Below are 12760 nucleotides of genomic sequence, written 5' to 3'. Positions count from 1 at the left end.
CCGCCTCGTAGAATCGCCGGGTGAACGCCCCCGCACCCCCGGCCGAAAATCTCCGTGCCGCTCTCGCCGGTCTGCTCGACGGGCTGCCGCCCCGGCAGGCCTCGCAGGCGGTCGAGCGGCTGATCGCCAGTTACCGGGGGGCCACCCCGACCGACGCTCCCATCCTCCGGGACCGGGCCGACGTCGCCGCGTACGCCGCCTACCGGATGCCCGCGACCTTCGAAGCCGTACGCGCCGCGCTGGAGGCGTTCGCGGACGCCGTGCCCGCGTGGGTGCCGGGCGCGCACACCGACCTCGGTGGGGGCACGGGCGCCGCGGCCTGGGCCGTGAACGCGGTCTGGGGCGGGAAGCGGCCCGTCACCGTGCTCGACTGGGCCGAGCCCGCGCTGGCCCTCGGGCGGGAGATCGCCGCGGCCAGCCCGGAGCTGCGGGACGTACGCTGGCAGCGCTCCCGGATCGGAGCGGCGCTCACCCTCGACAGCACGGACCTCGTCACCGTCTCCTACGTCCTCAACGAGCTGACCGCCGCCGACCGCACCGCCCTCGTCGACGCCGCCGCGGCCGCCGCGCAGGCCGTCGTGATCGTCGAACCCGGCACCCCCGACGGTTACGCCCGCCTCATCGAGGCCCGGGACCGCCTGATCACCGCAGGCTTCCGGATCGCCGCCCCGTGCCCGCACAGCGCCGCCTGCCCCATCGCCCCCGGCACGGACTGGTGCCACTTCTCCGCCCGGGTCAGCCGCTCCTCCCTGCACCGCCAGGTCAAGGGCGGCTCCCTCGCGTACGAGGACGAGAAGTTCGCCTACGTCGCCGCCGCCCGCTTCCCCGTCGAACCGGCTGCCAACCGGGTCGTACGGCGCCCCCAGATCCGCAAGGGCCAGGTCCTCCTCGACCTGTGCGAGAGCGAACCGTCCCTGCGCCGCGCCACCGTCACCAAGCGCCACGGCGACCTGTACAAGGCCGCACGGGACGCCGACTGGGGAGACGCCTGGCCGCCCTCCTGAGCTTCTGTCAGGTACGCATAAGATCAACTCGCGCCCTCGGGCGTGCGCAACGCGTACCACTGAAACGGGAGGAACCTTGAAGAAACTGCTGATCGCCCCGCTGGCGGTGGCGGCCCTGGCCCTGACCGGGCTCGTGCCGAGCGCCTCCGGCACGGCGTCGGTCAAGAGCGACGACATGGCCACCGTCGCGGCGACGGCGCAGTGCAAGAGCCTGACGGCCCTGTCGACCGTTCACGTCCGCAAGTCGGCCAGCACCCGGTCCACCAGCCTGCGCCTCTGGTACAAGGGCACCAAGGGCTGCGACATCAAGGGCGTCGACGGCGGCTCGTACAAGAACACCTGCGGGATCGACAGCTACCACTACTGGCGCAAGGTCAACTACCGCGGCACGGTGGGCTACGTGCCCAACGTGTGCGTGAAGTACTCCTGACCCGCCCAGCGGACCAGCGTGTCCTCCGCCGCCGTCCGGTCGGCGGGGGACAGGTCCGCGAGGTCGGCCCCGTGATTCCCGCCCTGCACCCACAGCACCCGTGAGTCGGGACCCCCGGGGCGGAAGTGCTCGGCCACGGACGGGTCCCGGGTGCCGTAGACGAACAGCAGCCGGCTGCCGCGCCGCCGGACCCAGCGGTCGATGTCGGGCATGGCGGCCCGGTCGAAGCGCAGGGGGACGTCCCGGGGGACGAAACTGCGCGGCTCGGCGGCGCCCGGGTGGCGGAGCAGATCCGCCAGGTGGGCGGTGGGGAGGCTGCCGTACCCCAGCTGGGTGCCGATCTGGTACCAGTACGGGATGTAGTTCCGGGCGGTCGTGTCGGCGTACAGCGCCAGGCCCGTCGTGGCGTCCAGCCAGGTGTACAGCTCCCCGTCCGTCGCCCCGGGGCCGGGGATCGCGGCGACGTCGGCGGGTGTGCCGCGCTGCCAGAACATGAACGGCACGCGCAGGACGGCGATTTCGAGGGCCTTGTCGGCGCCGCCTACGAGCCGGAAGGTGTCGCCGCGGCCGGCCGCCCAGGCCTCGTAGCGGGCGGCCAGCCCGGTCCGGCGCAGCAGGATCGCCCGCTGGGCCGCCTTCAGGGCCTCCCGGGCGCCGGGGGTGCCGACCGACTCCAGGAAGCGGAGATACGCGGAGTCGTCGCGGTCGTCGACATTGTTCGGGGCCGAGTAGACCAACGTGCCGTTCACGTCGTGGGGATGGAAACGGCGGTGGTAGACGCTCGCCATGCCGCCCTTGCTGCCGCCGGTGGAGATCCACGCGCCGGGGTAGAGCCGGCGGAAGAGCCGGACGACGCGGTGGTGGTCGTCGGCGGCCTGGCGGATCGTGAGGTGGGCGTAGCCGGGGTCCGCGGGGCGTGAGGTGCCGAAGTAGCGGTGTTCCACCTGGAGTTGGTTGGCGCCGAGCAGGACCGCCGGTTCGGTCCGCCGTGCGGTGAGGACCGCGTGGTAGCCCGTGCCGAACAGCACGGTGGGGCGGTCGGCGGCGGTGTGGAGCAGGGTGAGGCGCTGCTCGAAGGTGCCTGCGGCCGGGTTCGTGTGGTCGACCGGCTGGCGCAGGCCCAGGACGAAGTGCCGGTACCCCGGTTCTGCGTCCTGCCGCTCCTCGATCAGGCGCAGTCCGGGCAGGGCCCGCAGGGCGTCGGCCACGTCGGCGTCCCCGGGGCGGGCCGAGGCTGCCGCCGCCCGCGCGGACAGGCCCGCCGCCGGGACGGCCATGGCCGCCGAAGCGAGCAGCCGTCGTCCGGTCCATGCGGTCATGAGCCGAGTCCTCCCGGGTGTCCGTGCGGCGGGTGTGCGCCGGTCGCGGGCCGCGACCGCCTCAGTACATCCGCCGGACGTCCCGGGAGGATCCCGCGCGCGGGGGTCCGCTCTCCCTCGCGCGGGGGAGGCTCACGACACCTCGCCGGCCGTGCCCTCCTCCTGTCCCTCCCGCTGCTGTCGCTGCTCCTGGAGCTTGCGCAGCAGTTCGCGCTTCTGTGCCTGCGGGTCGAGACCGCCGCCGATCCGGCCGCCCCGGCCGCCGCCGCGCAGCGCCTCACGGCCGAGGTTCCTGCGCGATCCGCCGACACCCAGCATGTTTCCGGCTCCACCTCGGGTCATCTCGGGCTCCTTCTCCGATTCCCATTCCGCGACGAGACGGTTCGTCTCGTGCGTACCGCTCCACTGTCAGCGAGACGCTCCGTCTTGTCAACTGATAAATTCGACCCATGGCCGCCCAGAAATCCGCCCCGCCCGCCGCCGGCAAGTCCGCCCCCGACTCCACCCGGCGCAGTGAGAAGTCCCGCCGCGCCATCTACGACGCCGCCCTCGCGCTCGTCGTCGAGGCCGGCTACCCGAAGACCACCATCGAGGGCATCGCCGCCCGCGCCGGTGTCGGCAAGCAGACGATCTACCGCTGGTGGTCGTCCAAGGCGGACGTCCTGATGGAGGCGTTCCTCGACCTGGCCGAGCGGTCCGCGCCGGAGGCCGGGCCGGAGCCGTACACCTTCCCGGACACCGGTGACATCGCCGCCGACCTCAAGGCCGTCCTGCGGGCCACCGTCGACGAACTGCGCGACCCGAGGTTCGAAGCGCCCTCCCGCGCGCTGGCCGCCGAGGGCGTCGTCAACGAGCAGCTCGGGCGCGAGCTGGTGGCCAAGCTGATGCAGCCGTCACTGGACCTCTACATCGGCCGGCTGCGGGCCGCGCAGGAAGCCGGCCAGGTGCGGCCCGACATCGACCCGCGCATCGCCCTGGAGTTCTTCATCTCCCCGCTCGCCCAGCGCTGGCTCCAGCACACCGGCCCGATCTCCTACGAGTACACCGACACCCTCGTCGACTACGCCCTTCACGGCCTGGCCCCGCGCTGAGCGGCCCGGGCCAGGCGCCCCGGCGCGTCCGTGATCACGCCGCCGCAGCCCAGCGCCAGCACCCGGTCCCGCTGCGCGTCCGTCACCACCGTGTGCGCCCACACCCGGGCGATCCCCGAGTTCACGGCCCGCACCAGATCCGCGTCGCGCGCCCTGTGGTCCACGTCCAGCAGATCCACGAACGACCGCCAGCGCTCCGGCCGGTCCGTGCGCAGCTGCTGCGCCGAGCGCCACAACTGCGCGAGCAGCCCGAGGCGGTGGACGCGCCGGGCCACCTCGGGGTCGTTGGAGTTCACGAACACCGAGCGGGTCAGACCGCGGGCCCGGATCAGCGCGGCCAGCCGATCCAGGCTCCGCGGGTCCTTCGCCTCCAGCATCAGCACGATCCGCCCGCCGAAACGATCCAGCACCTCGGCGACCGTCGGTGGCCGCTCCGACCGCCAGCTCCCGGGGAGCCGGTCCTTCGGGCGCAGCCGTACGCCCCGCCACTCCCGGGCGTTCAGGCCGTGCACCGCGCCGCCCAGGTAGGTGGTGCGGTTCAGGGTCTCGTCGTGGAACACCACGGGGGTGCCGTCGCGCAGCAGCCGCGTGTCGAAGTCCAGCACCTGCGCCGTCCCGCGCTCGTAGGCGGTCGTCAGCCCCGCCATGCTGTTCTCGGGGACCTCGCGGGCGCCGCCGCGGTGCGCGACGTACGTGATCCGGGGCAGAGCCGCCACGGTCAGCGGACCCGCGCCCCACTCCAGCGGGGCCGGGGTGCGGCCGCCGGGGCCCGTGAGGGCCAGTGAGACCACGGAAGCCGCGGAGGCCAGACCCGTCAGCGCGATCCATGTGACCATGGCGACCACGGTAGGGCGCCATATCCTGGCAAAGCGGCAAATGACACCCGATCATGGTGTGAAGCGGCCTTCGCCGTTTCTCCTCCCTTCGGACACCCGCTGCACGTTGCGCCCTTCCTGTCCTGGATGGTGGGCACTGGCCCCCCGGTGCGCGGGAAGATGGGACCATGAGGCATGCTGTTCCGCACGACGGCGAGGCGAGGGGATAGATGAGCGCGGAGTTCGGCGGCCGGACCGGCCTGCAGGGCAAACTCACCCAGTGGCTGCGCGCCGGGCGCCGGCCGAAGGAGACCGCCGGGGACGGCGGCCGTGAGGCCCTGCTGCTCGCCGCAGCCGGCGCGGGACTGCCCCTGGCGCCCGCGGCCCACCCGGCGGCCGGGTACCGCTGCTCCTGCGACCGGGTCGGCTGCCCCACCCCCGCCCGGCATCCGGTGTCCTTCGCCTGGCAGACGCAGTCGACCACCGACCGCGCCCAGATCGAGCGCTGGGCCCGCCATCAGCCGCAGGCCAACTTCATCACCGCGACCGGCATGGTGCACGACGTCCTCGACGTGCCCCTCGATGCCGGTCGCGACGCGTTGGAGCGGCTGCTCGCCGCCGGTGTCGAGGTCGGGCCGGTCGCCGAGAGCGACGACGGCCGCCTCCTCTTCTTCACGCTCACCCGTGGTACCCCCGAGGACGAGGACGAGTGGTGGCCGTGCGAACTGGACTGCCACCCCGAGACGGCGGACGAGCACCCCGGGCTGCGCTGGCACTGCCGGGGCTCCTACGTCCTCGTACCGCCGGCACGGCTGCCCGGTGAGGAGCAGGCCGTGCGGTGGGTGCGGGGGCCGGAGCACGCGCTGCCGGATCCGCTGAGCCTGCTGGAGGTGCTCACGGAAGTCTGCGCGCGCTATGTCGGGGAGGACGCGGACCATGCCGCCGGGGCGGGCTGGCCCCTACGGCACTGAGGCCTGAAGGCCTGCCTGTTCTACGAGCCCTCCGCCGACGTCAGGCCCTGGATCCTGCCCAGGATCGTCACCCTGCCCTGGCCCTGGGGGGCCAGCGCCACCTCGTTGGAGACGAACTCCATGGTGAGGGACTGCTTGATCTCGCCCTTCGTCAGGGCGAGGACGTCCTTGTTGGGAGTGGGGACGGACGTGCCCGCGTAGGCGGTCTGCTTCTCGAAGTGGCGCGTGGTGAAGAACACCAGTGCCCCGCCGTCCGCCGTGCGCAGCGCCAGGGGCGCGTAGTCGCCGTTCGTCAGCGGCTCGTCGATGTACTGGGTGACCATGCCCGGCTTCTTGGAGTTCTTCTGCCGCAGGGCACGCCACTGGCTGGTGTGGGGGCCGTCCGCGAAGGTCTCTCCGCCGCTCTTCAGGTACGTCGTGTACGTCCGGCTCAGGTCGCCGGGGACCGTGGCCAGGTCGGTGGAGTCCACGGGGACGGGCTCGGCCCAGCCGTCGGCGTCCTTCTTGAACTGCGGGACCTTTCCCGGGGCGACGAGCGTCAGGTACGCCACCTGGAACGGGTCGTCCAGGCTGCTGCGGGTGAACACCAGCAGCCAGCGGGCGGTGCCGCCCTTGTTGCCGGCCGCGTCGGCGACGAACCAGCGGGGCCAGCCGGCCTTCTTGGGGATCGTGAACGTCGCGTCCGTCAGCTTCAGCGGGGTGTGGCGCGGGTTGCCGTCCGGGTTGTTCGCCTTCCCGGCCTTCAGACGGGCCGAGTCGATGTCGGCGAGGGCGCCGGTGGTGTGGTCGGCGTCCAGGGTGCCGTCGTAGGCCTTGTCGGCCTCGTTGTACGCGGCCGTGAACTCCTGGAGGGCCTTGGCGGCTTCGGCGCGGGTCGTGGACGGGAGGATCTCACGTTCGCCGTGCACGACGACGCATCCACTGGCCGACAGCGACAAAGCGGTCGCCGAGGCTGCTATGAGGGCGCTCCGGGCGGGCCTGCGGAGCGTTCGAGGGTCGCGATCCCTGCTCATCGGGTACCTTCACCTTCCCCTTTCCGGAGGCGAACCCTACCGGGTGCCTCCGGCGGTTGGGCGGGGGTGGGGTGGGGGTGGGGGTGCGCGTTCTCTTCGGCTGACGCCGGGTGGGGGTGCGTGCCTGCGCCTTGGCGTTGGGGGTGGGTCGGGGCCGCGCCGGGGGGTGTCCGTCCTCGGAACGGCGCGATGGGCCTTCATACCGACTGACTGGCGTTGACGCGCCAACCGCTGCGGGCGGACACCCCCCGACACGGCCCCTTCTCGCCGTACGCGGGTGCGGGCACGTTGTGGCTTGCGCCCCCGCTGCGCCGGGCTGCTGACCCACTCGGCCTCGGCTTCACGCCCCGTCGCGTACCGGCGCCTTCGCTGGGGTCCGGGCCGGGGCCAGGAACAGGGTCAGGGTCGGGATCAAGTACAGGAGCCAGACCGTGACTTGGAGTGTGGTGGGGTCGGGCTGGAAGTTGAGGACGCCCTTGAGGAGCGTGCCGTACCAGCTGTCCGGGGGGATCGTGCCGGAGATGTCGAAGGCCTTGTCGGTGAGGCCGGGCAGGAAGTCGGCCTCCTGGAGGTCGTGGAAGCCGTACGCCAGTACCCCGGCCGCGACGACCACCAGCATCCCGCCGGTGTACGTGAAGAACTTGGCAAGGTTGATGCGCAGCGCGCCCCGGTAGAACAGCCAGCCGAGGAGGACCGCCGTCAGGAGGCCCAGGGCGACGCCGGCCAGGGGACGCGGCGTGCCGTCGCTCGCCGCGTGGACCGAGGCCCAGACGAACAGGGCCGTTTCCAGGCCCTCCCGGCCCACCGCGAGGAAGGCCGTCGCGACCAGCGCGCCCGTGCCCATCGCCAGCGCCGCGTCCAGCCTGCCGTGCAGCTCCGACTTGAGGTGCCGGGCGGTGCGGCGCATCCAGAACACCATCCACGTCACCAAACCGACCGCGAGGATCGACAGCGAGCCGCCGAGCGCCTCCTGCGCCTGGAACGTCAGCTCCTGGGAGCCGAATTCGAGGGCGCAGCCGAAGCCGAAGGCGAGGGCGATCGCGACGGCTATGCCGGCCCAGATCGGCTTCAGGGCGTCCCTGCGGTCCGTCTTGACCAGGTAGGCGATGAGGATGCAGACGACCAGGCTCGCCTCCAGGCCCTCGCGCAGACCGATCAGGTAGTTGGAGAACATCGGGTCTACGCCTCCCCGGAGAACAGCGTCCGGCCCCACCAGTCGTCCTTGTCGCGGACGCCCGGCGGGATCGCGAAGAGCGCCGAACCCACGTGCTGGATGTACTCGTTGAGCGCGTCCGTGGCCAGACTGCGCTGGATGGGGATGAAGCCCTCGCGGACGTCGCGCTGGTAGGCCAGGAAGAACAGGCCCGCGTCCAGACGGCCGAGGCCGTCCGTGCCGTCGGTGAAGGAGAAGCCGCGGCGCAGGATCGTCGCCCCGTGGTTGGTGTCGGGGTGCGCGAGCCGGACGTGCGCGTCGGGCTTCATGGCCTTCAGGAACGGCTCGTCGCGCTCCTTGGCCTTGCCGACCGGGGCGCCCTCGCCCTTGTCGCGGCCGAAGATGTCCTCCTGCTCCTGCAGGGAGGTGCGGTCCCAGGTTTCGATGTGCATGCGGATGCGGCGGGCGACCAGGTAGGAGCCGCCCGCCATCCAGGGCGGGCCGTCCTTGCCGTCCACCCAGACGAACTTCTTCAGGCGGTCCGTCTCCGTGCCCGCTATGTTGCGCGTGCCGTCCTTGAAGCCCATGAGGTTGCGCGGGGTCTGCGCCTCGGGCGTCGTCGAGGAGGTCTTGCCGAAGCCGAGCTGCGACCAGCGGATGACGACCTTTCCGAAGCCGATGCGGGCCAGGTTGCGGACGGCGTGGACCGCGACCTGGGGGTCGTCGGCGCAGGCCTGGACGCACAGGTCGCCGCCGCTGCGGTTCTTGTCCAGGTTGTCGCCCGCGAACTTCGGAAGGTCGACCAGGGCCTCCGGGCGGCGGTCCGCGAGGCCGAACTTCTCGAACAGGGACGGGCCGAAGCCGATGGTCAGGGTCAGGCGGGAGGGCTTCAGGCCGAGTGCCTCGCCGGTGTCGTCCGGGGGTGCCTCGGCCAGGCCGCCGTAGGCGCCCTCGCCGACGGCGTGGCCGGCCGTCATGCGCCGGGCTGCCTCGGTCCAGTCCTTCAGCAGCCGGACGAAGGCGTCCCGGTCCTCGGTCGTCACGTCGAACGCGGCGAAGTGCAGGCGGTCCTGCACGGGGGTGGCGATGCCCGCCTGGTGCGGGCCGTGGAAGGCGATCGCCGAGCCGGCCGGCTCGGTGTCGTCCTCGGTGCGGGCCATCGCCACCGCGCCACCCGCCGCGGCCGCGCCCAGCGCCAGGCCCGCGCCGCCCCAGCCGAGCAGCGAACGGCGGCTGGGGGAGGAGGAGTTGGTGTCCGTCATCGTGGCCCCCCGCTACTTCACCACGGCCGCGGCGAGCTTCGACAGCGGCTCCGCCAGGGCGTTGACCGCGTCCGAGAGCTCCTTGCGGTCGGCCTTGCCGACCTTGTCGTAGGAGGTGAAGTCGTACGACGTCGTGTTCGGGCGGTACCGGTCGAGCAGCTTGTCCAGGGCCGCGAACTGCTCGTCGAGTTCGGAGACGAGGGCCGCGTCGTTCTCCTTGGCGACCGGCTTCAGCAGGTCGTACGACTTCTGCGCGCCCTCGACGTTGGCCTTGAAGTCGACCAGGTCGGTGTGCGAGTAGCGCTCCTCCTCGCCGGTGACCTTGCCGGTGGCGACTTCGTCGAGGAGTTCCTTGGCGCCGTTGGCCATGGAAGTGGGGGTGATCTCGGCCTTGCCGACCCGGTTCTGCCAGTCCTTCAGGTCCTTGATCAGCAGGTCGGCGAGGTCCTTCTCGCGGGTGCCGATCTTCTCGTCCTGCCAGAGGGCCTTCTCCAGGCGGTGCCAGCCCGTCCAGTCGGTGGCCGGGTCCTGGCCGTCCTCCAGACCGTCCTCGCGGACGTCGACCTTGGGGTCGATGTCGCCGAAGGACTCGGCGACCGGCTCGGTGCGCTCCCAGCCGATGCGCGAGGGGGCGTAGGCCTTCTTGGCCGCCTCGATGTCGCCGTCCTTGACGGCCTTGGCGAACGCCTCGGCCTTGGGCAGTGTCTCGTCGGCCTGCGCTTGCGCGTAGGCGCGGTAGGCCGCGACGGCCTTGTCCAGGCGCGGGTCGCGCTTGACGGCCTTGCCGCCGGTGGCCTTGACGGCCTGGCGGATGCCGTCGCCCTTCATGCCGGGCTTGCAGGCGATCTGGTAGTCACCGGCCTTCACCTCGGCGGTGACCCGCTGCTTGGTGCCGGGGCCTATGTTCTCCCGCTCGGTGACCACGCGGTCGTCGGGGAAGAGGACGTAGACCTCGGTGACCTTGGAGCCCCTGTTCTCGACGGCCAGTTCGACGTGCCCGGCCGGGAACTCCTTCTTCGACACCTGGCACTTGTCGTCCGTCGCCGTCACGTTGATCACGTGGTCGCCGTCCTTCGCGCCGCTCTTCTCGGTGCAACCGGTGACGGCGGCCAGGGCCGCCGCGGCGGCGATGACGACGGAAGCGGGACGGGCGGGTCGCATGAGGGCTCCAGGAGAGAGAAGGTGAGGCTCACCTAAGACGGCACATAAGGATTACCTAAGTGGCCCAAAATCGCTGCCATGGTTGCGTCAAGGGAAGGTCAAAGGTCGCATCGCGACCCCTGGGTCACCCGCGCGCGTCCCTGACCGGCGAGAATGCCCCTCGTGACTGACTACGACGTGCTCCGCGTCTTCTGCGGGCCGAACGGCGGGTACGGCAACGAACTCGGGGTCGTGCGCGAGGGATCCGTGATGCCCGAGCCGGACGAACGGCAGGCGTTCGCCGCGAAGGCCGGATTCAGCGAGACGGTGTTCGTCGACGACCCCGAGCGCGGAGTGATCGACATCTACACCCCGACCCTGCGGCTGCCCTTCGCCGGGCACCCCTGCGTCGGCACGGCATGGCTGCTCGACGTGCCCGAACTGGTCACGCCCGCGGGCGTGGTCGGCGCCCGGCAGGACGGGGAGTTCTGCTGGATCGAGGCCCGGGCGGAGTGGGTGCCGCCGCGGACGCTGCGCCGGTACGGCAGTGCCGCCGAGGTCGACGACCTGGCCGTGCCGCCGCCGGGGGAGTGGGTGTACGCCTGGGCGTGGGAGGACGAGCCCGCCGGGCGGATCCGGGCCCGGGCCTTCCCCGGCCGGGGCGACGGCATCGACGAGGACGAGGCGACCGGAGCCGCGGCACTGCTGCTCACCGACAGCCTGGGCCGGGCCCTGAACATCACCCAGGGCGCGGGCTCACAGATCCTGACCGCGCCCCAGCCGGGCGGATGGACCGAGGTCGGCGGCCGGGTCCGCCTCGAACGCTGACCCGGACGGAGCACGGCCGTACGGGTGGAACAGCGTGTGTGGGCGGTGGTGAACGGGGCTACCGGGGCCCCTCGCCGCGTGCGCGGGGGCCCCGCCCGTTCACGCCGTCAGGGGGAACTCCTCGCCCAGCGCCTCGAACACCGCGTTGTTCAGCCCGTACGCCCGCTTGCACTCGGCCACGATCCGCTGCCGCTCCAGCTCGTCACCGGGCACCGCGTCCAGCAGCTCCGCGTAGGTCCGCTTGAAGGCGGCCGGGTTGGGGATCTCCTCGAAGACGTAGAAGCGGACGCCGTCGCCCTTCTTCGCGAAACCCCAGTTCCGCTCGGCCGTGTCGCGGATGATCTGCCCGCCGGAGAGGTCGCCGAGGTAGCGGGTGTAGTGGTGGGCGATGTAGCCGGCCGGCCAGTCGCGGGCGCACTCCGTGATCCGCTCCGCGTACTCCAGGGTGGCGGGCAGCGCACCGGCCGTCCTCCGCCAGCCGGGGCCGCGCAGGAACTCCAGGTCCCGCTCCAGCGCCCCCACGCGGAACAGCTCCGGCCGGACGAAGGGGCCGGCCAGCGGGTCCGCGGCGAGCCGGCGGGCGCCGGCCTCCAGCGCGCCGTACACGAACCACAGCTGCTCCGTGTAGCGCGCGAACGCGTCGACCCCCAGTTTGTGCCCCAGCAGGTCGCCGATGAAGGTCGAGCCCCTGACCTCCGCGTGCTGCTCGCGGGAAGCGGTCCGAAGGAGCGTGGAGAAGGATTCCATGGGCGTACTTTTCCCGACGGGCTGTCGGTAAAAACCCCGGGTCCGAAAGGAACGGCCCGCCCTCGGGGAGAGAGCGGGCCGGGTGGCGGTGTGCGGGCGGCGGGGCTACGGCAGCGTGAGGATCTCCGCGCCCGAGTCCGTCACCACCAGGGTGTGCTCGAACTGGGCCGTGCGCTTGCGGTCCTTCGTGACGACCGTCCAGCCGTCGTCCCACATGTCGTACTCGTGCGTCCCGAGCGTCAGCATCGGCTCGATGGTGAACGTCATGCCGGGCTGGATGACCGTCGTCGCGTGCGGGCTGTCGTAGTGCGGGATGATCAGGCCCGAGTGGAACGACGAGTTGATGCCGTGCCCGGTGAAGTCCCGCACCACCCCGTAGCCGAAGCGCTTGGCGTACGACTCGATGACCCGGCCGATGATGTTGATCTGCCGGCCCGGCTTGACCGCCTTGATCGCCCGCTCCAGGGACTCCCGGGTCCGCTCCACCAGCAGCCGCGACTCCTCGTCGACGTCACCCACCAGGTAGGTGGCGTTGTTGTCGCCGTGCACACCGCCGATGTACGCCGTCACGTCGAGGTTGACGATGTCGCCGTCGCGCAGCACCGTCGAGTCCGGGATGCCGTGGCAGATGACCTCGTTGACCGACGAGCACAGGGACTTCGGGAAGCCGCGGTAGCCGAGCGTCGAGGGGTAGGCGCCGTGGTCGCACATGTACTCGTGCGCGACCCTGTCCAGCTCGTCCGTGGTCACCCCGGGGGCGATCAGCTTCGCGGCCTCCGCCATCGCCCGGGCCGCGATCCGGCCGGCGACGCGCATCGCCTCGATGGTCTCGGGCGTCTGCACCTCCGGTCCGGTGTACGGCGTCGGCGCGGGCTTGCCGACGTACTCGGGGCGGCGGATGTTTCCGGGCACGGGACGGGTGGGGGACAGCTCCCCCGGTGCGAGCAGCGACTGGCCAGACATGCCAGCGAGTCTAACCAGCGGCCA

At 72.0% G+C, this 12760-nt stretch carries 14 protein-coding genes; 5 read left to right on the top strand and 9 right to left on the bottom strand.

Features of this window, described 5'->3' with window-relative positions:
* Positions 1-20: 20 nt before the first annotated feature.
* Both HNR57_RS05500 and HNR57_RS05495 read left to right on the top strand, forming a co-directional pair.
* Entirely contained in the window at positions 21-1004 is a 984-nt protein-coding gene (locus HNR57_RS05500) for a small ribosomal subunit Rsm22 family protein (protein ID WP_184556971.1), read from the top strand.
* A 76-nt stretch (positions 1005-1080) separates the two neighbouring features.
* On the top strand, positions 1081-1434 hold the full coding sequence (locus tag HNR57_RS05495; RefSeq protein ID WP_184556968.1) for a hypothetical protein: 354 nt from the start codon (positions 1081-1083) through the stop codon (positions 1432-1434).
* Here the strand turns inward: HNR57_RS05495 and HNR57_RS05490 are convergent.
* Complete coding sequence (locus HNR57_RS05490; protein WP_184556965.1) at positions 1401-2753, bottom strand: S28 family serine protease; 1353 nt, start codon at positions 2751-2753, stop codon at positions 1401-1403. The two genes, HNR57_RS05495 and HNR57_RS05490, sit on opposite strands and share 34 nt — an antisense overlap.
* Positions 2754-2885: 132 nt before the next feature.
* Positions 2886-3095, bottom strand: coding sequence for a DUF6243 family protein (locus HNR57_RS05485; RefSeq protein WP_184556962.1), 210 nt, complete (start codon positions 3093-3095; stop codon positions 2886-2888).
* Between the two features lie 107 nt (positions 3096-3202).
* Here HNR57_RS05485 and HNR57_RS05480 point away from each other — a divergent pair, with 107 nt between their 5' ends.
* Entirely contained in the window at positions 3203-3844 is a 642-nt protein-coding gene (locus HNR57_RS05480; RefSeq protein WP_184556959.1) for a TetR/AcrR family transcriptional regulator, read from the top strand.
* Here HNR57_RS05480 and HNR57_RS05475 read toward each other — a convergent pair.
* A complete protein-coding gene (locus HNR57_RS05475) occupies positions 3823-4680 on the bottom strand; it encodes a glycerophosphodiester phosphodiesterase (RefSeq protein WP_184556956.1) in 858 nt (285 codons plus the stop codon). The two genes, HNR57_RS05480 and HNR57_RS05475, sit on opposite strands and share 22 nt — an antisense overlap.
* Before the next feature lie 209 nt (positions 4681-4889).
* On the opposite strand from HNR57_RS05475, the gene HNR57_RS05470 reads away from it, so the two are divergent.
* Positions 4890-5630: a bifunctional DNA primase/polymerase gene (locus HNR57_RS05470; RefSeq protein WP_184556952.1), complete on the top strand. Its 741-nt coding sequence runs from the start codon at positions 4890-4892 to the stop codon at positions 5628-5630.
* Positions 5631-5650: 20 nt separating this feature from the next.
* Here the strand turns inward: HNR57_RS05470 and HNR57_RS05465 are convergent, their stop codons facing one another.
* The 4 genes from HNR57_RS05465 to efeO form a co-directional block, all read right to left on the bottom strand.
* A complete protein-coding gene (locus HNR57_RS05465) occupies positions 5651-6643 on the bottom strand; it encodes an SCO2278 family lipoprotein (protein ID WP_184556949.1) in 993 nt (330 codons plus the stop codon).
* 340 nt (positions 6644-6983) lie between these two features.
* On the bottom strand, positions 6984-7817 hold the full coding sequence (efeU, locus tag HNR57_RS05460) for an iron uptake transporter permease EfeU (RefSeq protein WP_184556946.1): 834 nt from the start codon (positions 7815-7817) through the stop codon (positions 6984-6986).
* Between the two features lie 5 nt (positions 7818-7822).
* The gene (gene efeB / locus HNR57_RS05455) at positions 7823-9058 is read right to left on the bottom strand and encodes an iron uptake transporter deferrochelatase/peroxidase subunit (protein ID WP_184556943.1); all 1236 of its coding nucleotides are present in this window, start codon (positions 9056-9058) and stop codon (positions 7823-7825) included.
* 12 nt (positions 9059-9070) lie between these two features.
* On the bottom strand, positions 9071-10219 hold the full coding sequence (gene efeO, locus HNR57_RS05450; RefSeq protein ID WP_184556940.1) for an iron uptake system protein EfeO: 1149 nt from the start codon (positions 10217-10219) through the stop codon (positions 9071-9073).
* Positions 10220-10381: 162 nt separating this feature from the next.
* On the opposite strand from efeO, the gene HNR57_RS05445 reads away from it, so the two are divergent.
* Complete coding sequence (locus HNR57_RS05445) at positions 10382-11026, top strand: PhzF family phenazine biosynthesis protein (protein ID WP_184556937.1); 645 nt, start codon at positions 10382-10384, stop codon at positions 11024-11026.
* A gap of 99 nt (positions 11027-11125) precedes the next feature.
* Here the strand turns inward: HNR57_RS05445 and HNR57_RS05440 are convergent, their stop codons facing one another.
* Both HNR57_RS05440 and map read right to left on the bottom strand, forming a co-directional pair.
* Complete coding sequence (locus HNR57_RS05440) at positions 11126-11773, bottom strand: biliverdin-producing heme oxygenase (RefSeq protein WP_184556934.1); 648 nt, start codon at positions 11771-11773, stop codon at positions 11126-11128.
* A gap of 105 nt (positions 11774-11878) precedes the next feature.
* Positions 11879-12736 carry a type I methionyl aminopeptidase gene (gene map, locus HNR57_RS05435; protein ID WP_184556930.1) on the bottom strand — a complete coding sequence of 286 codons (858 nt, stop codon included), beginning with the start codon at positions 12734-12736 and terminating at the stop codon, positions 11879-11881.
* Between the last annotated feature and the right edge of the window lie 24 nt (positions 12737-12760).

Source organism: Streptomyces paradoxus (genome assembly GCF_014202475.1).
GTDB classification, from domain to species: domain Bacteria; phylum Actinomycetota; class Actinomycetes; order Streptomycetales; family Streptomycetaceae; genus Streptomyces; species Streptomyces paradoxus.
Note: the sequence above shows the minus strand (reverse complement) of the source record. Positions and strands in the feature narration are given on the sequence as shown.

Coding starts and splice junctions, on each gene's coding strand:
- efeO (WP_184556940.1), bottom strand. CDS start 10,219: ATGCGACCCGCCCGTCCCGCTTCCGTCGTCATCGCCGCCGCGGCGGCC.
- HNR57_RS05465 (WP_184556949.1), bottom strand. CDS start 6,643: ATGAGCAGGGATCGCGACCCTCGAACGCTCCGCAGGCCCGCCCGGAGC.
- map (WP_184556930.1), bottom strand. CDS start 12,736: ATGTCTGGCCAGTCGCTGCTCGCACCGGGGGAGCTGTCCCCCACCCGT.
- efeB (WP_184556943.1), bottom strand. CDS start 9,058: ATGACGGACACCAACTCCTCCTCCCCCAGCCGCCGTTCGCTGCTCGGC.
- HNR57_RS05440 (WP_184556934.1), bottom strand. CDS start 11,773: ATGGAATCCTTCTCCACGCTCCTTCGGACCGCTTCCCGCGAGCAGCAC.
- efeU (WP_184556946.1), bottom strand. CDS start 7,817: ATGTTCTCCAACTACCTGATCGGTCTGCGCGAGGGCCTGGAGGCGAGC.
- HNR57_RS05490 (WP_184556965.1), bottom strand. CDS start 2,753: ATGACCGCATGGACCGGACGACGGCTGCTCGCTTCGGCGGCCATGGCC.
- HNR57_RS05475 (WP_184556956.1), bottom strand. CDS start 4,680: ATGGTCACATGGATCGCGCTGACGGGTCTGGCCTCCGCGGCTTCCGTG.
- HNR57_RS05485 (WP_184556962.1), bottom strand. CDS start 3,095: ATGACCCGAGGTGGAGCCGGAAACATGCTGGGTGTCGGCGGATCGCGC.
- HNR57_RS05480 (WP_184556959.1), top strand. CDS start 3,203: ATGGCCGCCCAGAAATCCGCCCCGCCCGCCGCCGGCAAGTCCGCCCCC.
- HNR57_RS05470 (WP_184556952.1), top strand. CDS start 4,890: ATGAGCGCGGAGTTCGGCGGCCGGACCGGCCTGCAGGGCAAACTCACC.